The sequence below is a fragment of the Variovorax sp. GW821-FHT09B01 genome (assembly GCF_059418345.1).
The window spans coordinates 131,855-152,078 of the sequence record NZ_JBWKPQ010000020.1 but is presented as its reverse complement, the minus strand read 5'-3'; the positions used below and the strand labels follow the sequence as shown (position 1 = coordinate 152,078).

The following is a 20,224-nucleotide window of genomic DNA, read 5'->3' as shown; positions in this document are numbered from 1 at the left end:
CTCCCCGCAGCGAAATAAAGGAGGAGCCGAAGGCGGGGGACATTCGCGGAGGGGAGTACCCCATCGGCGTGAGCCCGCTACGACCTCAACCGGATCAAAAACAACGCTCCAAAAAGAAACGTTGATTTATTAAAGAACATCGTTCTATCATGCGCCCGCGCCGCAAAGACGGCGCACTTCCAGCCCGCGGCCGACGCCCGGGCTCCAAGCCACCCGGCAGGAGGAGACACAACATGAGACAGCAGATCGCGATCGCATCGGCGGCATTGCTGGTGCTCGCGGGAACCGCGGCCCAGGCGCAGAGCACCGTCACCCTGTACGGCACCGTCGATGCCAGTCTGCGCTATGAGAGCCATGGCGCCGAGTACACGGCCGAGGGCGTTCCCTACCGCAGTCGTTCGCGGCTGCGCATGAGCCGCGGCGGCGGGCTCTCCGAGAGCTTCTGGGGCCTCAAGGGCAGCGAGGACCTCGGTGGGGGATTGCAGGCGCTGTTCCAGGTCGAGAGCCATTTCGACATCCGCAACGGCGAACGCGTGCCCGAGGGCGATCCGCAGCACTTCCAGATCGCCTCGGTCGGATTGCAGTCGGACCGCTGGGGCCAGCTGACCTTCGGGCGCCAGTACAACGTGGCGATGGAAGCGGCCTCGCTCGCCTATGGCTCCAACCTCTGGGGCGACTACTTCAACGCCTTCAAACCCGAGCACACCCTGCTGGCCGCGAGCAAGACCAACAACATGGTCCACTACGGCGCGCAGCTCGGCGACGTGGTGCTGCTCGCGCAGTACGCGATCGGCGAAGGCGAGGGCTCGGCGCGCCGCGGCAGCCAGGTCGGCGCGGGCCTGGCCTACATCCCCGAGAAGGGCCCGGTGAAGCTCGCGGCGGCCTTCATGCGCAGCACCGACGATGCCTCGCATGCGCGCTTCGACATCGCCACCGCCGGTGCCCAGTTCCTGATCGGCGAGAACCTCACGCTGCAGGCCGGCTACATCGGCAACCGGCGCGACAACGCCTTCACCTCCTTCGCCAACGGACCGTTCACGCCCGTGGATCTTGCCGGGCTCGGCATCATCTCGCCGGTCCAGGTGCTCGATGCCAACTTCCCAGGCGGCTTCGCCAAGCGCCGCATGGCCTTGGGTGGCCTCACCTGGAAGGCCACGCCCTGGCTCACGCTGGCTTTCAACGCCTGGTTCACGCGGCAGCGCGGCCACACCAGCGACTTCGACGGCTCGGCCAGCCAGTACCAGGTGGTAGCCGGCTATCTGCTGTCGAAGCGCACCATGCTCTATGCCGAGGTCGACCGCTCGATCTACCGCGGCGGACTGGTGGGCGCGCAGCTCGTGGGCCTCAATGCGCAGAGCCCCACGGTCGACCGCACGCAGACCGGCGTCACCTTCGGCGTGCGCCACAGCTTCTAGGAACCGTCGACGCGATGCCTCCCCGCCACTCCTCCATCGACGCGCGCGGACCGCGCCGCCGCGCCGTGCTGCAGGCCGGTGCCGGCGCGCTGCTCGCCGGCGGACTCGGCGCGCGCGCGGCCGATGCGCCCTCGACCCCGGTCGCACCTGCCTCCGCCTCCGCCGATGCCCCGCTGCCCTGGCGCAACTGGTCCGGCCTGCAGCACTGCCAGCCTCGCCTGCTCGCCACGCCGGCCGACGAAGCCGAGTTGCGCGCCGTGCTGCGCGCTTCGGGCGGCTCCGGCCTGCGCTGCGTCGGCGCGGGCCATTCGTTCACCGCGCTGGTGCCCACCGACGCCACGCTGCTCTCGCTCGACGCCATGTCGGCCTTCGTCGGCACCGATGCCGCCGCGCAGACCGCCACCCTGCAGGCCGGCATGCGCCTCGCCGTGCTGTCGCAGGAGCTCGACGCGCGCGGCCTCGCGCTGCGCAACCTGCCCGACATCGACGTGCAGTCCTTCGCGGGCGCGATCAGCACCGGCACCCACGGCACCGGCCTCGCGCTGCCCGCGATGCATGCCGAAGTGACCGCGCTGCGCCTCGTGACCGCCAACGCGGAAGCGATCGAATGCAGCGCCACGCGCGAGCCCGAGCTGTTCGCGGCGGCGCGCGTCTCGCTCGGTTGCCTCGGCGTGATCAGCGAGGCCACGGTGCGCACCGTGCCGGCCTTCAACCTGCACCGCCGCGTGTTCCTGCGCCCGCTCGCGGCCATGCTCGACGAGGCACCGGCGCTCGCGCGGCGGCATCGCAATTTCGAGTTCTACGTGCTGCCCTTCACGGGCTATGCCGCGGGCATCGCGAACGACCTCTACGAAGGCAGCGACACCGTGCAGCCGCCCTCGGCCGACGAGGACATGCTGCGCGACCTGCGCCGGTTGCGCGACTGGCTCGGCTGGTTCCCGGCGCTGCGCCGCCGCGTCGCCGCGGCGCTGATCGATGGCGACCAGACCGAGGAGGCGAAGAACCGCTCGTGGCGGCTGCTCTCGACCCAGCGGCCCACGCGCTTCAACGAGACCGAGTACCACGTGCCGCAGGCCCAGGGCATCGCCTGCCTGCGCGAGGTGATCGCGGCGCTCGAGCGGCGCAACGACGTGTTCTTTCCGCTCGAGTTCCGCTTCGTGCCGGCCGACGATGCCTGGCTCAGCCCCTTCCATGGCCGCGACAGCTGCTCGATCGCCGTCCATGCGGCAGTGGGCGAACCGCACGACTACCTGCTCTCGCAGATCGGCCCGATCTTCCGCAAGTACCAGGGCCGGCCGCACTGGGGCAAACTGCACGACCGCGGCCCGGTGGAGCTCGCCGCGCTCTATCCGCGCTGGAACGACTTTCTCGCGCTGCGCGCGCGGCTCGATCCGCAGGGCCGCCTGCTCAACCCCTACCTGCGGCAACTGTTCGGGATCGCATCATGAGTGGACGCCGGAGAAGAAAGCTGTTGCTGGGCACGCTCGGCACCGTCGGGCTGGGTGCGGCCGCCGCCTTCGCGCTGCGCCCCGGCGACGCGGGCGCGCCGCACGAACCCTACTTCCGCGCGCTCAACGACGAGCTGCGCCGCAACGGGCCGATGCGGCCCTGCATGGTGATCGACCTCGACCGGCTCGACGCCAACATCGAGCGCGTGGCCGGCGGCCTGCAGCGCGCGGGCAAGCACTACCGCATCGTCGAGAAGTCGCTGCCCTGCCAGTCGCTGATCGCCTACGTGGCCAGGCGCTCGGGCAGCCGCCGGCTGATGTCCTTCCACCAGCCCTTCCTCAACGTCGACGCGGCCGTGTTCCCCGACTTCGACCTGCTGCTGGGCAAGCCGCTGCCGGTGCAGTCGGCGGCGCTGTTCTACCGCCAGCTCAAGGGCCCGTTCGATGCCGCGCGCCAATTGCAGTGGCTGGTCGACACGCCCGAGCGGCTGCAGCAGTACCTCGCGCTGGCCGGCGGCTTGGGCACGCGGCTGCGCGTCAACATCGAGATCGACGTCGGCCTGCACCGCGGCGGCGTGGCCGACAACGCGACGCTCGCGCGCATGCTCGAGATGATCGATGCCAACCCGGCGGCGCTGGAGTTCGCGGGCTTCATGGGCTACGACGCGCACGTGGGCTTCGGCGTGCCCAAGGTGCTCGGCACGCCCGAGGAACTGCTGGCGCGCGCGATGGCGATCTACCAGGGCTTCGCCGACTTCGCGCGCACGCACCGGCCCGCGCTGTGGAACGAGCGGCTCACGCTCAACGCCGGCGGCAGCCCGAGCTACACGCTGCACGGTGCCGAGAAGCTCAGCACCGAGATCAGCGTGGGCACGGCGCTGCTCAAGCCCACGCACTACGACATCGAGACCCTGGCCGAGCACGAGCCCGCGGCCTTCATCGCCACGCCGGTGCTCAAGGCCACGGGGCCGGTGCAGATACCGGCGCTCGATGCGAAGTCGAGGATCTTCTCGTGGTGGGACGTGAACCAGCGCCAGACCTTCTACATCTACGGCGGCTGGTGGCTGGCCGACTACGCCTCGCCGCGCGGCCTTCAGTTCAACGGCATCCTGGGCCACAGCGCGAACCAAGAGAACGTCAACGCCTCGCCCTCGGTGGGCCTGTGGGTCGACGACCAGGTCTTCCTGCGGCCCGCGATCGCCGAGGGCGTGCTGCTGCAGTTCGGCGACCTGATCACCGTGCGCGGCGGCAAGATCCAGGACGCCTGGCCGGTCTATCACCAGACCGGCTGACACCCGGCCGGCATACTTGCCGCCGACCATTCCCCGACACGCCGAGGCCTCCATGACCCCAGAGCTGCGCCCCCTCTTCGACGCCCAGCGCGCCGCCAGCCTGCGCGACCAGGCCCCGCCCTGGAGCGTGCGCGCCGACCGCCTGCGCCGGCTGCGCGCGCTGGTGCGCGAGCACCGCGCCGCGATCGCGGCCGCGATCAGCGCCGACTTCTCGAACCGGCCGCGCCAGGAGACCGAGCTGGCCGAGGTCTTCCCTACGCTCGAGGGCATCGACCATGCGCTGCGCCACGGCAAGCGCTGGATGCGCGTGCGCCGCCGCAGCACCGGGCTGTGGTTCAAGCCCGCGTCCTCGCGGCTGATGCCGCAGCCGCTCGGCGTGGTCGGCATCGTCGTGCCCTGGAACTACCCGCTGTACCTCGCGGCCGGGCCGCTCACGGCGGCGCTGGCCGCGGGCAACCGCGCGATGCTCAAGCAGTCGGAGTACACGCCGCGCTTCGCCGAGCTGTTCGCGCGGCTGGTGGGCGCGGCCTTCGCGGCCGACGAGATCGCGGTGGTCAACGGCGATGCCGAGGTGGCGCGCGAATTCGCGCGCCTGCCCTTCGACCACCTGCTGTTCACCGGCTCGACCGAGGTCGGCCGCCACGTGATGCGCGCCGCGAGCGAGCACCTGACGCCGGTCACGCTCGAGCTCGGCGGCAAGTCGCCGGCCATCGTGGGCCGCGGCGCCGCCTTCGACAAGGCGGTGGAACGCATCCTCGTGGGCAAGACGCTCAATGCCGGCCAGACCTGCATCGCGCCCGACTACGTGCTGGTGCCGCGCGAGCAGCAGGCGCGCTTCGTCGAGGCCGCGCGGCGCGTGTTCGCCGCGCTCTACCCCGACCTGGCGCGCAATGCCGACTACACGAGCATCGTGAGCCCGCGCCATTTCGCGCGGCTCGAGGCGCTGGTGGCGGAAGCCCAGGCCCAGGGTGCCACGGTGGAGCGGCTGGGCGACGCGCCGTCCGATCTCGCGTCGCGGCGGCTGCCGCCAGTGCTGCTCACGGGCGTGGGCAACGGCATGCGCGTGATGCAGGAGGAGATCTTCGGCCCCGTGCTGCCGCTCGTGCCCTACGACACGCTCGAGGAAGCCATCGGCTACGTCAACGCCCGGCCGCGGCCGCTCGCGCTCTACCTGTTCGAGAAGCAGCGCGCCGACATCGACCGCGTGCTGGCCCAGACCGTGGCCGGCGGCGTGACCGTCAACGACACGCTGTTGCACATCGCGCAGGACGACCTGCCGTTTGGCGGCGTCGGCGCGAGCGGCATGGGCGCCTACCACGGCGAGTTCGGCTTCCAGACCTTCTCGAAGATGAAGCCGGTGTTCCACCAGTCAGGCCTCAACGGGCTCGGCCTGTTCAAGCCGCCCTACGGCAAGACCTTCGAGCGGATGCTGAAGCTGCTGGCGCGCTGATCAGCCCTTGGCGGCGGGCGCGAGCTGCGCCAGCGCCGCCTTCGCCTTCGGCCCCGCGAAGCGGTGCACGATGCCCAGCAGCAGCACGTCGACCAGCAGCTCGAGGTGCGCCATCGCGTCGATGCGCTCGATCCAGGGATCGTCGCCGCCCGACACGCGCAGCGAGGTCATGCCGTGGATGCCTTCCCACAGCAGCTGCGTGATCACGTGCAGCTGCGTGTCGTCGGCCGCCACGAAGCCCTCGCGCACCAGTTCCGCCGCGAGGCCGCGCACCAGTGCATAGGGGTCGCGCTCGGGATCGCCGAACACCAGCGTCGAGGTCTCGACCGGCGCCGCGGGCCGGCGCTCCATGAACACCAGGAAGTACTGGTCGGGATGGCGCAGGCCGTTCTCCACGTAGGCCCGGCAGGCCAGCCGCACGCGCGCCAAAGCGCCCTCGCCGCTCGCGATCGCCGCCTGCACCAGCTTGTGCATGCGGATGATGTCCTCGTCGATCGCGTTGGTGATCATGCTGGCCTTGTCGCCGAACAGCGTGTAGACCACCGTGTTCGAGAAGCCCGATTCCTCGGCCACCTTGCGCATCGTCACCTCGCGCGCGCCGTCGCGGATGATCAGCTTGCGCACCACCTTCAGGATGTCCTTGCGGCGCTGCTCGAGTTCGCGCTGCTTGCGCTCCTGGAGGTTGTTCTTGACCATGGGAGATGCGGTGCGGGTCGGGTGCGGGCGGTTCGGAATGCGGGCATCTTATAGTCAGCGCCCGCGCCCCCGAGCGATGCCCTGCGGCCCGCCGGGGCCACCGCCGCGGCGAAGGATCGGGCAAGAACCGGCGGACGCAGGGCCGGAAACGGCCAGCCCCGGAACGGCCATGCACCGAAGATGGGCTCTGCGAGAAGAAAGTTCGCGCGCGCCTCGGCGCTGTCGGCGCCGGCCCCCTTGTTTCGGAGAAAAAGGCAAGAACCGCGTTCGATCCGGATACCGCCTGGAGCGCGCCGGGCGCGAAACTTCTCACCATGCCGGGAGCCCCCATGGCGCCTGTGCATCCCCTTCAGCACGAGGAGTTTTCCATGACCGCAATCCAGGACAAAGTCGTTCTCATCACCGGCGCGAGCAGTGGCATCGGCGAAGCGACCGCGCGGCTGCTCGCGCGGCGCGGTGCCCACGTGGTGCTCGGTGCGCGCCGCACCGACCGGCTCGCGGCGCTCGCGGCCGAGATCCGGGCCATCGGCGGCTCGGCGAGCTTCCAGCGGCTCGACGTCACGCTGCGCCCCGAGATGGAGGCCTTCGCCGAACTCGCGCTCGAGCGCCACGACCGCATCGACGCGCTGGTCAACGCCGCGGGCGTGATGCCGCGCTCGCCGCTGTGGATGCGCAAGATCGAGGAGTGGGAACTCATGATCGACGTCAACCTGCGCGGCGTGCTGCTCGGCATCGCGGCCGTGCTGCCGACGATGCAGGAGCAGGGCTGGGGCCACATCGTGAACCTCGCGCCGGTGTCCGTCACGGGGGTGACGGCGGAGTCGGCCGTCTACCACGGCACGCAGTACGCGGTGGACGCGATCTCCGAGGGCCTGCGCCAGGAGCATGCGGGCCGCGTGCGCGTGAGCGTGCTCCATCCCGAGCTGGCACCGCCGGGCGACCCGCGCCTCGAGCGCATCGCCGCGGGCCTGGCCGGCGAGCGCATGTCGACGCGGCGGCGCCTGCTGGCACCGGCCGACGCGGTGGCGCGTTCGATCGTCGGCGCGATCGAGGGCGGCTACTACGCGGCGCACCCCGTGCCCGCGCTGCTGCGCTCGCCGGGCGGCCGCTCGGACAGCGCGCCCGAGGAGCCGGCCGACTACGCCTTCTGATTCAATAAGTCTTGTAGGGCAGGAACTTGCCCGAGAGCACCACGTTCACGCGGTCGCCCTTGGGATCGGGCTGGCGCTGGATGTCCATGCTGAAGTCGATGGCGCTCATGATGCCGTCGCCGAACTCCTCGTGGATCAGCTCCTTGATGGTGGTGCCGTAGACGCTGACGATCTCGTACCAGCGGTAGATCAGCGGATCGGTCGGCACCGCCGAGGGCAGCGAGCCCTTGTACGGCACCACCTGCAGCCACTTCTGCTCCTCGGCGCTGAGGCCGAAGATGCGCCCGACGATCTTGGCCTGCTTCTCGTCGAGCGTCATCTGGCCGAGGCAGGCGGCGGTGGTCCATTCCTTCGAGAGGCCGAGCTTCTTCGCGACATCGGCCCACTGCAGGCCCTTGGCTACCTTGGTGGCGATGATCTTCTCGGTGACGTCGTTGCGGTTCATGTTCAGGTGCTCCTTGAGTGCCGGGCACGGGCAAGCAACAGGCGTGCCGCCGCCCGGCCCGGCGCCATCAGGCGCGTTCCCAGCGGAACTTGCGCTCCGACTCCGCGATGGGCTGGTCGTTGATGCTTGCGTAGCGCCGCTGCATCAGGCCGTTGGGCGCGAACTCCCAGTTCTCGTTGCCGTGGCTGCGGAACCAGTGGCCCGAGTCGTCGTGCCATTCGTACTCGAAGCGCACCGCGATGCGGTTGTCCATGAAGGCCCAGAGCGTCTTCTTCAGGCGGTAGTCGAGCTCGCGCACCCACTTGCGCTGCAGGAACTGCACCACCTGCTCGCGGCCATTGACGAAGTCGGCCCGGTTGCGCCATTCGGTGTCGGGCGTGTAGGCCAGGCTCACGCGCACCGGGTCGCGCGTGTTCCAGGCGTCTTCGGCGGCCTGGACCTTCTTGAGCGCGGTCTCGAGCGTGAACGGGGGCAGCGGCGGGCGGGATTCGGATTCCATGGCGGTCTTTCGGTAAGGATGGAAAGTCGGAAGGGAAGGTTGGAAGGAAAAGGCGGTGTAGCCCGGCCGCAATGTGCCACATGTAGACAGACCTGTCTACATGGCGGCGAGAGTGCCTACAATCGCGCCATGGACCTGGACCTTTCCGCCCTGCCCGCGCGCGAGCGCATCCTGCTCACGGCGCACGACCTCTTCTATGCCGACGGCATCCGCGCCACCGGCATCGACCGCGTGATCGCGGCCTCGGCCGTGACCAAGGTCACCTTCTACCGCCACTTCCCCTCGAAGGACGACCTGGTGCGCGCCTTCCTCGACCACCGGCATGCGCGCTGGATGGCCTGGTTCGTCGATGCGCTGGGGCGGCGCGGCGCGCACGAGCGCAGCGGCGACGCGCAGGCCCTGCTGCTGCTGGCCGACGTGATGGCCGAATGGTTCACCGACCCGGTGTTCCGCGGCTGCGCCTTCATCAATGCCGTCGCCGAGGTGGGCGGCAGCGTCGAGGGCGCGGCCGAGCGCGCGCGCGATCACAAGCGCGAGATGGTCGAGGTGATCGCCGACCTGCTGCCCACCACGCTGCCGCAGCGCATGGCGCTCGCGCAGGCCGCCGCCATCGGCATCGACGGCGCGATCGTCAAGGCGCAGATGGGCGGCGCCGAGCTGGTGCGCGAGGCGGTCGAGGACCTGCGCCGGCTGCTGCGCGCGCTGGCCGACGCCGCGGCGCCTACTTCACCACCATCGCGGTGAACGGCCACACATAGGCCTGCAGGGTCACGAGGATGCCGACCAGGCAGGCCAGCGCGATCGAGTGGAAGAACACGTAGCGCAGGATCTCGCCCTCGTGGTTGAACCAGCGCGTGGCGGTCGAGGCCACCACGATCGACTGCGCATCGATCATCTTGCCCATCACGCCGCCCGAGCTGTTGGCTGCCCCCATGAGGTTGGGGCTCAGCCCGAGCTGGTCGGCCGCCACCTTCTGCATGCCGCCGAACAGCACGTTCGAGGCCGTGTCGGACCCCGTGAGCGCCACGCCCAGCCAGCCCATGAGGGTGCCGAAGAAGGGATAGAACACGCCGGTGTTGGCGAAGGCCAGGCCCAGCGTGGTGTCGAGCCCCGAGTAGCGCGTGAGCGTGCCCAGCGCAAGCATCAGCACGATGGTGAGCAGCGAGAACTTCACCAGCCACAGCGTGCGGCCGTAGGCGGCCACGAGCTGGACCGGGTTGTACTTCATGACCAGCCCGCCCACGAGCGCCGACACCAGGATGCCGGTGCCGGTGGCCGAGAGCAGCAGCAGCTGGTAGACCGCGCCTTCCTTGGTCGGCTTGGGCACCACCGGCGCCACCTTCTCGATCATGTTGTGCAGTCCCTCGATCGGGAAGTTGGGCGCGAAGATGCCGTTGAGCCAGGTCTTGACCGAGGGCAGGCCCCAGATGAACACGAACACCGTGAGGATCAGCCACGGGGTCCAGGCCCGCACCACCGCGGCGGTGGGATGCTTGGCGGGCGCACCCACCGGCTTGGCCTCGCCGCCGTCGGCCTCGTGGCCCTTGAGCGAGACCGAGGTCCACGTCCTGGCGGGCTTCCACACGCGCAGGAACAGCACCAGGCAGACCATCGAGACGATGGCCGCGATGATGTCCACCAGCTCGGGGCCGATGAAGTTCGACACCAGGTACTGCGGGATCGCGAACGAGACGCCGGTGACCAGGATCGCCGGCCAGACCTCCCACATGCCCTTGCGGCCCGCGAAGGCCCAGATCAGCCAGAACGGCACCAGCACCGAGAAGAACGGCAGCTGCCGGCCGATCATCGCGGTGACGGCCATCAGGTCGTAGCCGTGCACCTTGGCCAGCGTGAGCACCGGCGTGCCGAGCGCGCCGAAGGCCACCGGCGCGGTGTTGGCGATCAGCGAGAGACCCGAGGCCGCGAGCGGCGAGAAGCCCAGCCCGATCAGGATGGCGGCCGTGACCGCCACCGGCGTGCCGAAGCCGGCCGCGCCCTCGAAGAAGGCGCCGAAGGCGAAGGCGATCAAAAGCAGCTGCAGCCGCCGGTCCTCGGTGATGCCGGCGATGGAATCCTGCAGCACCTGGAAGCTGCCGTTCTGCTGCGTGAGCTGCTGCAGGAAGATGATGTTGAGCACGATCCAGCCGATCGGCAGCAGCCCGGTGATGCCGCCGAGGAAGGCGGCCTTGCCCGCCATGTCGGCCGGCATGCCGAAGGCGAAGACTGCGATCGCCAGCGCGCTGAGGAGGCCGAGCCCGGCCGCGAAGTGGGCCTTGACGTGCAGGAGGCCGAGGCACACCAGCATCACCACCACCGGTATCGCGGCGAGCGCCGTCGATACCACCATGCTCCCGAACGGGTTGTAAACCTGTTGCCAAACCATGTGTCTGTCTCCGTACTGTTGTATTCGATGTGACGGATGCGCTGCAACACACTGCGATCGCTCAGACCCCCTGTTCCTTTCCACCTGTCCCCTCTGCACTGCATTGCGGCGCGGCGAAACGAAGCGCCGGGGCGGTCGGGCCCGCGGCGCTTCGATACCATCGTACGCCCGCGGGCCCCGCGGCGCACCACCTGCGGACAACCGTGGGCCACCCCGCGCCCTCGGGTACAACCTCCTTCCACGCACTGCCCTCCACACCTTCATGGCTTCCACGCGCCTCCCGTCCACCCAGGGCCTGCTCGCCTTCGAGGCGGTCGCGCGCCTGCGCAGCGTGAACCTGGCGGCCGAGGAGCTCAGCGTGACGCCCAGCGCCGTGAGCCACCGCATCCGCCAGCTCGAGTCGCAGCTCGGCCTGCGCTTCTTCGCGGGCAGCGACTTCAGCCTCAGCGCCGACGGCATCGTCTACTTGGCGCGGGTGCGCGAGGCCATCTTCGCGCTCGAGCAGGTGCCGGGCCGCGAGGCCGCGCCCCACACGCGCCGGCTGCGCGTGGCCGTCACGCCCACCTTCTCGCGCCAGATCCTGATGCCGCAGCTCGCGCGCTTCTGCGAGGCCCATCCCGAGGTCGAGCTGGTGATGCAGGTGACGGCGCCGATGCGCGAGAACGCGCTCGACGAGGCCGACATCGAGTTGCGTTTCGGCGCCGGGCCGTTCCGCCAGCGCGAGTTCCTGCAGTTCCCGGCCGATGCGCTCACGCCCGTGTGCAGCCCGGCCTACCTGAAGCGCCACGGCCCGTTCGAGGGTTTCGCCACCCGGGCCGAGGTGGAACGCGCCCAGCTGCTGCGCACCCCGCTCGAGAATTGGCGCATCTGGTTCGCGGCCCACGGCATCGGCCTGCCCGAGCCCGCCAGCGGCGCCCAGTTCACCGACCTGGGCCTGCTGCTCGAGGCGGCCGCCGAGGGCCTGGGCGTGGCGCTGATGCGGCTGCACCTGGGCCGCGCCTGGATCGACGGCGGCCGGCTGGTGCGGCTGTCGCCGGTCAGCGTGCCCTCGCCCAACCACTACTTCCTGTGCTGGCGGCCGGGTGCGCTCGAGCGCCCCGAATGCGCGGCCTTCGTGGCCTGGGCCCGGCAGTCGCTCGAGGGCTGACGAGGCGTGAAGCGGCCGCCTGAATTTTTTTCAGATCGCCGAGCAGCGTTTTTCAGCCCCGCCGGGGCCCGCCGCGGCCACACTCACGGCGCCGCGCGTTGCGCTGCGGGAGGGGCTGCTGCCCAATAATGGCGGCGGCCCGGCCCCCAGGCCCGCCCACGACAACAACCCGTTCCACAGGAGACTCCCCGTGCCCGACCTTTCCAAGATCACCTGCATCGAAGACCTGCGGGTGGTCGCCAAGCGGCGCGTGCCGAAGATGTTCTACGACTACGCCGACTCCGGCGCGTGGACCGAGGGCACCTACCGCGCCAACGAGAGCGACTTCCAGAAGATCAAGCTGCGCCAGCGCGTGGCCGTCAACATGGAGGGCCGTTCCACCCGCACCACCATGATCGGGCAGGACGTGGCGATGCCGGTGGCGATCGCGCCCACGGGCCTCACGGGCATGCAGCACGCCGACGGCGAGATCCTGGGCGCGCTCGCGGCCAAGGCCTTCGGCATCCCGTTCACGCTCTCGACCATGAGCATCTGCTCGCTCGAGGACATCGCCGAGAACACCGACCGCCATCCGTTCTGGTTCCAGCTCTACGTGATGAAGGACCGCGACTTCATCGAACGCCTGATCGACCGCGCGCGCGCGGCCAACGTGTCGGCGCTGCAGCTCACGCTCGACCTGCAGATCCTCGGCCAGCGCCACAAGGACATCAAGAATGGCCTGACCACGCCGCCCAAGCCCACGATCAAGAACCTGCTGAACCTCGCGACCAAGCCGCACTGGTGCCTCGGCATGCTGGGCACCAAGCGCCGCACCTTCCGCAACATCGCGGGCCATGCCAAGGGCGTGAAGGACCTGTCCTCGCTGTCCTCGTGGACCGCCGAGCAGTTCGATCCGGCGCTGAACTGGGGCGACATCGAGTGGATCAAGAAGCGCTGGGGCGGCAAGCTGATCCTCAAGGGCATCCTCGACGCGGAAGACGCGCGGCTGGCCGCGAACAGCGGCGCCGACGCGCTGATCGTGTCGAACCACGGCGGGCGCCAGCTCGACGGCGCGCCCTCCTCGATCAGCGCGCTGCCGGCCATCGCCGATGCCGTGGGCCGCGACATCGAGGTCTGGATGGACGGCGGCATCCGCAGCGGCCAGGACGTGCTCAAGGCGCGCGCCCTCGGCGCCCGCGGCACGATGATCGGCCGCAGCTTCCTCTACGGCCTCGGCGCCTACGGCCAGGCCGGCGTGACGCGCGCGCTGCAGATCATCCACAAGGAACTCGACGTGACCATGGCCTTCTGCGGCCATACCGACATCAACACGGTGGATTCGGGCATCCTGCTGCCGGGCACGTTCTAGCCGGCTGCCACGGGTCCGTGCCGGGGGCGCGGGCCGCGCGCAAGGCCCCATCGGCGATAGGCCGATGCGGCACCGGCTGACACGACCCGGTCATCGTGCGGCGCAGAATGGTCCGGCAACAACAACACGGCCGCCGGTCCGTTCGGTGGCCCACAGGCACCATGAGCGCGACCACGCCCCTCCACGCGAGCCCGGGAAGCCCGGCAGCTTCCGCATCCCCACCCCACTACACCGCGGAAGAAAAACGCCACCGCGTGTTCGCGATCATGGCGGCCTCCTCGGGCAACCTGGTCGAGTGGTTCGACTTCTACGTCTACGCGTTCTCGGCGCTCTACTTCGCGCCGGCCTTCTTCCCCAAGTCCGATCCCACCGCGCAGCTGCTCAACACCGCGGGCGTGTTCGCGGCCGGCTTCCTGATGCGGCCGATCGGTGGCTGGCTGTTCGGCCGCATCGCCGACCGGCTCGGGCGCAAGACCTCGATGCTGATCTCGGTCACGATGATGTGCGGCGGCTCGCTGGTCATCGCCTGCCTGCCGACCTACGCGGCCATCGGCGCCTGGGCGCCGTTCCTGCTGTTGATGTGCCGGCTGTTCCAGGGCCTGTCGGTGGGCGGCGAATACGGCACCACCGCCACCTACATGAGCGAGGTCGCGCTGCGCGGCCAGCGCGGCTTCTTCTCCTCGTTCCAGTACGTCACGCTGATCGGCGGCCAGCTGCTCGCGGTGCTGGTGATCGTGGTGCTCGAACAGTTGCTCAGCGAGGCCGAGCTCAAGGCCTGGGGCTGGCGCATCCCGTTCGTGATCGGCGCCATCGCCGCGGTGGTCGCGCTGCTGCTGCGCCGCACGCTGCACGAGACGCAGAGCGACGAAGCGAAGAAGAACAAGGAGGCCGGCAGCATCGCCGGCCTGTTCAGGCACCACACGCCGGCCTTCCTCACCGTGCTGGGCTACACGGCCGGCGGCTCGCTGATCTTCTACACCTTCACCACCTACATGCAGAAGTACCTGGTGAACACGGTGCACCTGCCGATCAAGACCGCGAGCTACGTGATGACCGGCGCCCTGTTCGCCTACATGTGCATGCAGCCGCTGTTTGGCGCACTGTCGGACCGCATCGGCCGGCGCAACAACATGCTGCTGTTCGGCGGCCTGGGCGCGATCGCCACCGTGCCGATCCTCACCGCGCTGCAGCACACCACCAGCCCGGTGCTGGCCTTCGTGCTGATCATCGTGGCGCTGGCCATCGTGAGCTTCTACACCTCGATCAGCGGCATCGTGAAGGCCGAGATGTTCCCGCCCGAGGTGCGCGCGCTCGGCGTGGGCCTGGCCTACGCGGTGGCCAACGCGATCTTCGGCGGCTCGGCCGAGTACGTGGCGCTGGGGCTCAAGTCACTGGGCCACGAGTCGGCCTTCTTCTGGTACGTGAGCGCGATGATGGTGATCGCCTTCCTCGTGAGCCTGCGGCTGCCGCGGCAGGCCAGCTATCTGCACCACGACCATTGATCTGCGTGGCCGTGGCTATCCCCGGCATGAGGATTTCCAAACCCGCGCCGGGGTGAAGCGCGGCACCATGGAGCCTCAGCCAGGAGAACCACTATGACGCTCATCAAGAACCTCAGAAAACTCGTCGGCGGCGCGATCTCGCTCGCGGGCGCCGCGGTGCTGATCTCGCAGCACCTCTGACGCCCCGACTGCCCCCCGCGGCGCTCAGTCCGCGTACACCCCCGCGGCCTTGATGATCGGGCTCCACTTCGCGATCTCGGCCGCCACGAACTTCTTGTGGCCCTCGGGCTCGATGCGCCCGTCGGTCGCGACCACGGCGCCCAGCGCTTCCTCGCGCTTGATGAAGTCGGCGTCCTTGAGCGCGGCCTTCAGCGCCTCGTTGAGCTTCTTCTGGATGGCCGCCGGCGTGCCCTTGGGCGCGTAGAGGCCGTGCCAGATCGTGACCTGGAAGTCCTTGAGGCCGGCCTCCTGCAGGGTCGGCAGGTCCTTCAGCAGCGGCGTGGTCAGGCGCTTGGGCGAGGTCACGGCATAGGCCTTGACCTTCTTCGCCTCGATCTGCGGCGAGGTGTTGGTGGTCTGGTCGCAGAGCAGGTCGATCTGGCCGCCGATCAGGTCGGTGATGGCCGGCGCGGTGCCCTTGTAGGGCACGGGCGTCATCTCGGTCTTGGTGGCGCTCTGGTAGAGCAGGCCGCACAGGTGCGAGGCCGAACCCACGCCGGCATTGCCGATGTTGATCTTGCCCTTGTTGGCCGTCACCCACGAGGACAGCTCGGCGTAGTTGTTGGCCGGCAGGCTGGGCTTGGCGATCAGGGTCATCGGCACGTCGTTGACGATGCCCAGGTATTCGAAATCGGTCTCGACCTTGAACGGCACGTTGCGCACCAGCGTCGGCACGGTGGCCATGGCGATGTGGTTGAGCAGCAGCGTGTAGCCGTCGGGTGCCGCGCGCGCCACCTTGGCCGCGCCGATCGAGCTGCCGGCGCCGGGCACGTTGTCGATGATCACGCTGGCACCGCCCAGCGGCTTGCGCAGCGCCTCGGCGAGGTCGCGCGCGACGCGGTCGGTGGGGCCGCCGGCCGCGAAGGGCACGACGATGGTGACGGGCTTGCCCGCCGGGAAGTCCTGCGCCTGCACGGTGAAGGCGCAGGCGGCGGCCACCGTGGCGAGGGCGAAGGCGAAAGCGGAACGCTGGGTCATGGAGTCTCCGGGTATTGAAAGGTCGAATGCGAAAAGAGGGTCAGGGCGCGCGCGCCGGCACGCGCTGCTCGAGCGGCGGCGGCTGCCAGGCCGGCTGGATGTGGCAGCCGTTCTTGCCGTCGGTGTCGTAGCGCGGCATCAGCGCGGCGCAGCGTTGCGCGAGGCCCGCGGGCGTGGGCTTCTCGCCCTTGTCGATCCAGTCGAGCAGCGCGGCGAACAGCGCCGGGTATTCCGAATCGCTGAGGTAGCTGTGCTCGCGCTCGTCGCTGAAGCTCTGCACCAGCAGCTCGCCGGTGCCGGCCGCGTCGCGGATGCGGCGGTAGGCGTTCTCGAGTTCGACGAAGGCGGTTGGGTCGTCGATGGCATGCAGCCCCACGGTGGGCAGCGCGGTGCGGCCCGTGGGCTGGCTGTCGGCCGCGAGCGCGCCCTTGGCCTGCGGATCGGCCGCGTAGCGCAGCACGCCGGCATTGAGCGCGGCCGCCTCGGCCGGCGCCGCGGCGTAGCTCACGCCGACATTGCCGAAGGGATTGCGGCCCTGCAGCCGCAGCTGCGTCAGGTCCTGGAACAGCCAGGTGGCCCAGTTCAGGTGGCCGACCAGCGATCGCTCGGGGATCTTCACGGCCGTGAGAATGGTCTTGAGCCGCGCGGCCTGCTCGGGCGTGCGCTGCGCCGCGGGCAGGCCCACGCCGGTGCAGTCGCGCACGCGGTCGGCCAGTTCCTTGCGCGTGAGCTTCGCATCGAGCGGCAGGCCCTGCCACAGCGGGTACTGCGGCTCGTCGGGCTTCGGATGGTTGCGGCAGACGTACTGGTAGACCACGCGCAGGTCAAGCCGGAAGTCGTAGGCGCTGTTGCCGCCGCCGAGCACGCCGCTGGTCAGCAGCAGGCCGTCGTAGGGGCCCTTGGCACCGCCGGCCGGCGCATAGAGTTCGGCCGCCTTCGCCGCCACGCCCGCGCCATAGCTCTGGCCGTGCAGCAGGGTGCGGCGCGGCTCGCCGAAATGGCGCACGAAGAGCTGGCGCAGGCGCTCGGTGTCTTCGGCCGCCATGGTCACGCCATAGCCGCCGCGCCGGTAGGTGGAGCCGGCCCAGGCATAGCCGGCCTTCACGGTCACGGCCCAGCGCTTGAGGTCCTCCGCGCTGCGCTCGAGCTTGGGGGGGCCGGTTTCAGGGCCGCCGTGCGCGTGCATCACGAGCACGCCGCGGTTCCAGTCCTTCGGGATCGCGATCCAGTAGAGCGCGCCCGTGCCGTCGGCGCCGGTGTAGCAGCGGGCGCCCTCGGGGACCGGGGCCGGGCAGGTGGCGGCGCGCGGTCCTTCGACGCGCGCGGCCTGCGCCGGCAACGTGGCGAACAAGGCGGCGGCCGCGGCCAGCGCCGCCGCGAAGGCGGGACGCGCCCGCCGCTCGAGATGCATCGTCAATGGCGTACTCCGAGTTGCAGCGCCGCGCTCGTGCCCGCGCCGGACACGAAGCCGAGCACGCCGCTGTTGAAGAGGAAGTGGTCCGGCGCACCGAGGCTGGATTCCACCACGCCCGGCACCGGCTTGTCGTAGCTCAGCGTCGCGGTCGTGCCCGCGAGGTTGAAGCCGGTGCCGGTCACAGTGGCCGCGGCGTTCTCGCCCTTCACGCTGGCCATCACGTAGCTGCCGTCGGCCGCGCCCGCGGTCAGGCTCAGTTGGGTCGCGTGCAGGCGCAGGCCGAAGCTGGTGGCAGATTCGCGCACCAGGTGCATCGGCACCGCGGCGCCGTTCACCAGGCCGATCACCATCGAGCCGGTGAGCGTGCCGCCGGTGGTGGTGGCGCCGCCGGTCGGCGCGGTGGCGCGCAGGTCGAAGGCATTGCGCGTGCCGTTCCAGCTGATGTAGCCCTTTTCGGTCTCGGTGCAGTTGGCGTCGTAGACCATGAAGCTGCCGGCATTGCCCGCCGCGCTGCGGCAGTACTGGAAGGTGCCCGCGTTGCGCAGCCGCACCGCGCCGGCATAGGGCACGGCGCTGCCGCTGCCCTGCTGCACGCCGACCGTGTTGAAGATGTTCGCGACCGGGTTGAACACCGCGGGCGAGGCCGAGTTCTCGAAGGTGTTCTGGAACGCGAGCAGCGGTGCGAAGCCGCCGCCGCTCGGCGCGTTCACGCCGCCCAGCAGCACGCCGCCCGGCGCGAACGCGAACACCGCGCCGCTCTCGCCGCTGGTGTAGCTGCACTGGCCCTGCGACACCAGCGTGCCGCTGCGCGTGGTGCCGGCGGTGCGCTGCAGGCTGGCGTCGACGGTGACGGTGTAGGCCATGGTGGCCGGGTCGATCTGCACGCGCAGCTCTTCGCCGAAGCTGTCGCCGCCCTTGTAGGTGGCGACGGCCGCGGGCAGGTTCGGGCAGGCCAGCGGATCGCCGACCTCGGTCACGCAGCTGTAGTTGACGGCCGCGTCGAGGCTGCCGCTGCCGCGGTACTTGGGCCAGGCCGGGAACTGGCACAGCGGGCGGGTGCGGCCGTAGGTGCCGGCCACCGCGTCCACCGCCACGCCGGTGGCGGGCGCGAGGCCGCCCTCGACCCAGCCCTCGAGCGCCGCGAGCGAATCCCAGTTGGGGATGAACACGCCGGTGCCATGGCCCATGCCGGGCACGGTGTAGAAGCGCACGTTCTGGTCGACCGAGGCCTGGCCCACGGTGGCGATCAGCTGCTTGTAGTAGTCGATGGTCGAGTTCGGGCTGATCACCTCGTCGGCCAGGCCGTGCAGCATGATCAGCTTGCCGCCGTGCGCGAAGAAGGGCGCGAGGTCCGGGTTGGTGGCGTCGGTGAGGTTCGACACCTCGGTCACGCGCGCCGCGTAGGCGCCGGGGTTCAGCGGATCGAAGGTCAGCGTGTCGAAGCCCTCGATGCGCGTCACGAAGTACTTCACCCACTGGTCGCCGGTGACGTACATGTTGGCGTCGGCCGACGTCGCCGGGTTGGCCGGCACCTTGCGCGTGCCGAGGTCGCGCGTGGTGTACGGGCCCGCCACCAGCGCGCCTTCGAGCAGGTTGTAGCCGCCCGCGCGCTTCACGCCGTTGCCCAGCGCGTAGCTCGTGAACTCGAGCGGCGACTCGATGGTGCGCACGGTATCGAGCTGCGCGTCGGACAGGCAGCCGTCGCCGGTGTCGGTGCCGCCGGTGCAGCGCAGCGAGGCGAGGATCTGCGTGTTGAGCTGGCGGCAGCTCTCGACGTTGCTCACGATGCCGTCGGCCGCGCCGTCGAGCTTGTCGCAGGCCTGCAGCACGGTCCGCTGCACCAGCAGCGTCTTGGCCACGTTCATCCAGCCCGCGCCGCCGTTGTTGTAGAGCGCGCGGCCCACGGCCACGTTCGACAGCCGCGTGCCCGTGTAGTTGAGCGCGGGCTCGTTGGCGATCACGCCGTCGTAGTCGAGCGGCCAGCGCTGGATGTAGCTCAGCGCATCGCGCCCGCCGGTCGAGGTGCCGAGGAAGTAGGCCTTCTTCGGCTTGCTGCCGTAGCGCGCGAGCACCAGCGCCTGCGCCACGTCGCGCGTCTTCTTGAGCGACTGGCCGCCGTAGTTGGCGAGCTGCTCGTCGTTGGCGGCGAAGCGGCCGTCGGTGATGCTGCTGGCCTGGTGGCCCGAGTCGTCGCCGTAGGTGGCATAGCCGAGCGCGAGCGGCGCGGGCTTTTCGCGCGGGCCGAAGCGGATCACCTCGGTGCCGTCGATCAGCACGCCGTCGAAGCCGCCGCCGCCGAAGTGAATGGTCTTCTGGTTCCACTTCTCGGGCAGGTTCAGCGCGAAGTTGATCAGCTGCGAGTTCGGGTCCACCGGCTGGATGGTGCCGCGCACGCGGCAGTAATCGCCGTAGTTGTTGCCGGCATCGCCCGCAGCCACCGCGGTGGCGCTGGTCACGGTGGCGCCCTGCGTGGGCAGGCTGATCTGCGCGGCGGCCAGGGTCATGCCGGCGAGCTCGGCGCAGGCCTTCGCGGTCTGGGTCGGCGGCGGGTCGACGGGCGTGTCGCCGCCGTTGCCCGGTGGCACGATGGGCAGGAACGGCAGGCCGCCGCCTCCGCCACCCCCACCGCAGGCGGCCAGGATCAGCGAGAGGCCCAGTGCGGTGGCACCGGCGCGCAGCATGGAGGGAAGGCCGAGTCGGGTCGGCACGGATGTCGGCAAGGGGCGCGGTGGGCGCATGGTCTTTGTCTCCGGAACACGGCCTCGTGGGGCCGCTCATTGAATAGGCGGCCGGACGATAGAAGCAGCCTGACCTAGGGTCAAATAAAATAACAAGGC

The 20,224-nt window shown here is 70.0% G+C and carries 16 protein-coding genes; 9 read left to right on the top strand and 7 right to left on the bottom strand.

What is annotated here, in order from left to right; genetic code table 11:
• The first annotated feature begins 233 nt into the window (after positions 1-233).
• Genes AC07RV_RS35625 through AC07RV_RS35610 form a run of 4 tightly spaced genes read left to right on the top strand, consistent with a single transcriptional unit; the run spans position 234 to position 5,605 of the window.
• Positions 234-1,415, top strand: coding sequence for a porin (locus AC07RV_RS35625; protein ID WP_208513193.1), 1,182 nt, complete (start codon positions 234-236; stop codon positions 1,413-1,415).
• Between the two features lie 14 nt (positions 1,416-1,429).
• Positions 1,430-2,863, top strand: a complete 1,434-nt coding sequence (locus AC07RV_RS35620) for a D-arabinono-1,4-lactone oxidase (RefSeq protein ID WP_296784164.1) — start codon at positions 1,430-1,432, stop codon at positions 2,861-2,863.
• Positions 2,860-4,155, top strand: a complete 1,296-nt coding sequence (locus AC07RV_RS35615; protein WP_296784161.1) for a DSD1 family PLP-dependent enzyme — start codon at positions 2,860-2,862, stop codon at positions 4,153-4,155. Before AC07RV_RS35620 ends, AC07RV_RS35615 begins: the two co-directional genes overlap by 4 nt.
• A gap of 52 nt (positions 4,156-4,207) precedes the next feature.
• Positions 4,208-5,605 carry a coniferyl aldehyde dehydrogenase gene (locus tag AC07RV_RS35610; RefSeq protein ID WP_296784158.1) on the top strand — a complete coding sequence of 466 codons (1,398 nt, stop codon included), beginning with the start codon at positions 4,208-4,210 and terminating at the stop codon, positions 5,603-5,605.
• Here the strand turns inward: AC07RV_RS35610 and AC07RV_RS35605 are convergent, their stop codons facing one another.
• Positions 5,606-6,301 (bottom strand): TetR/AcrR family transcriptional regulator, encoded by a 696-nt coding sequence (locus AC07RV_RS35605; RefSeq protein ID WP_093348459.1) that lies wholly within the window; start codon positions 6,299-6,301, stop codon positions 5,606-5,608. It lies immediately after the preceding gene.
• A 368-nt stretch (positions 6,302-6,669) separates the two neighbouring features.
• Between AC07RV_RS35605 and AC07RV_RS35600 the strand changes: the two genes are divergently transcribed.
• Positions 6,670-7,452: an SDR family oxidoreductase gene (locus AC07RV_RS35600; RefSeq protein ID WP_093348456.1), complete on the top strand. Its 783-nt coding sequence runs from the start codon at positions 6,670-6,672 to the stop codon at positions 7,450-7,452.
• A gap of 1 nt (position 7,453) precedes the next feature.
• Here AC07RV_RS35600 and cynS read toward each other — a convergent pair whose 3' ends face one another.
• Positions 7,454-7,897, bottom strand: coding sequence for a cyanase (gene cynS, locus AC07RV_RS35595; RefSeq protein WP_093348453.1), 444 nt, complete (start codon positions 7,895-7,897; stop codon positions 7,454-7,456).
• A gap of 67 nt (positions 7,898-7,964) precedes the next feature.
• Entirely contained in the window at positions 7,965-8,396 is a 432-nt protein-coding gene (locus AC07RV_RS35590; protein ID WP_057595284.1) for a nuclear transport factor 2 family protein, read from the bottom strand.
• 135 nt (positions 8,397-8,531) lie between these two features.
• Between AC07RV_RS35590 and AC07RV_RS35585 the strand changes: the two genes are divergently transcribed.
• Positions 8,532-9,140: a TetR/AcrR family transcriptional regulator gene (locus AC07RV_RS35585; protein WP_093349248.1), complete on the top strand. Its 609-nt coding sequence runs from the start codon at positions 8,532-8,534 to the stop codon at positions 9,138-9,140.
• On the opposite strand, the gene AC07RV_RS35580 is transcribed toward AC07RV_RS35585, so the two are convergent.
• Entirely contained in the window at positions 9,118-10,779 is a 1,662-nt protein-coding gene (locus AC07RV_RS35580; protein ID WP_296784153.1) for an L-lactate permease, read from the bottom strand. The genes AC07RV_RS35585 and AC07RV_RS35580 overlap by 23 nt on opposite strands.
• Positions 10,780-11,041: 262 nt before the next feature.
• Between AC07RV_RS35580 and AC07RV_RS35575 the strand changes: the two genes are divergently transcribed.
• The 3 genes from AC07RV_RS35575 (at position 11,042) to AC07RV_RS35565 (ending at position 14,776) form a co-directional block, all read left to right on the top strand.
• A complete protein-coding gene (locus tag AC07RV_RS35575) occupies positions 11,042-11,926 on the top strand; it encodes a LysR substrate-binding domain-containing protein (RefSeq protein ID WP_296784151.1) in 885 nt (294 codons plus the stop codon).
• Positions 11,927-12,116: 190 nt separating this feature from the next.
• Positions 12,117-13,274, top strand: a complete 1,158-nt coding sequence (locus AC07RV_RS35570; RefSeq protein WP_208513188.1) for an alpha-hydroxy acid oxidase — start codon at positions 12,117-12,119, stop codon at positions 13,272-13,274.
• Positions 13,275-13,435: 161 nt separating this feature from the next.
• A complete protein-coding gene (locus AC07RV_RS35565; protein ID WP_296784146.1) occupies positions 13,436-14,776 on the top strand; it encodes an MFS family transporter in 1,341 nt (446 codons plus the stop codon).
• 204 nt (positions 14,777-14,980) lie between these two features.
• On the opposite strand, the gene AC07RV_RS35560 is transcribed toward AC07RV_RS35565, so the two are convergent.
• From AC07RV_RS35560 to AC07RV_RS35550, 3 genes are read right to left on the bottom strand one after another with little or no spacing between them, the layout of a single operon-like run.
• Positions 14,981-15,973, bottom strand: coding sequence for a tripartite tricarboxylate transporter substrate-binding protein (locus AC07RV_RS35560; RefSeq protein ID WP_296784143.1), 993 nt, complete (start codon positions 15,971-15,973; stop codon positions 14,981-14,983).
• A 40-nt stretch (positions 15,974-16,013) separates the two neighbouring features.
• Positions 16,014-17,384: an alpha/beta hydrolase family protein gene (locus AC07RV_RS35555; RefSeq protein WP_296784199.1), complete on the bottom strand. Its 1,371-nt coding sequence runs from the start codon at positions 17,382-17,384 to the stop codon at positions 16,014-16,016.
• Between the two features lie 2 nt (positions 17,385-17,386).
• The gene (locus AC07RV_RS35550; RefSeq protein WP_296784196.1) at positions 17,387-20,068 is read right to left on the bottom strand and encodes a tannase/feruloyl esterase family alpha/beta hydrolase; all 2,682 of its coding nucleotides are present in this window, start codon (positions 20,066-20,068) and stop codon (positions 17,387-17,389) included.
• Positions 20,069-20,224: the final 156 nt, after the last annotated feature.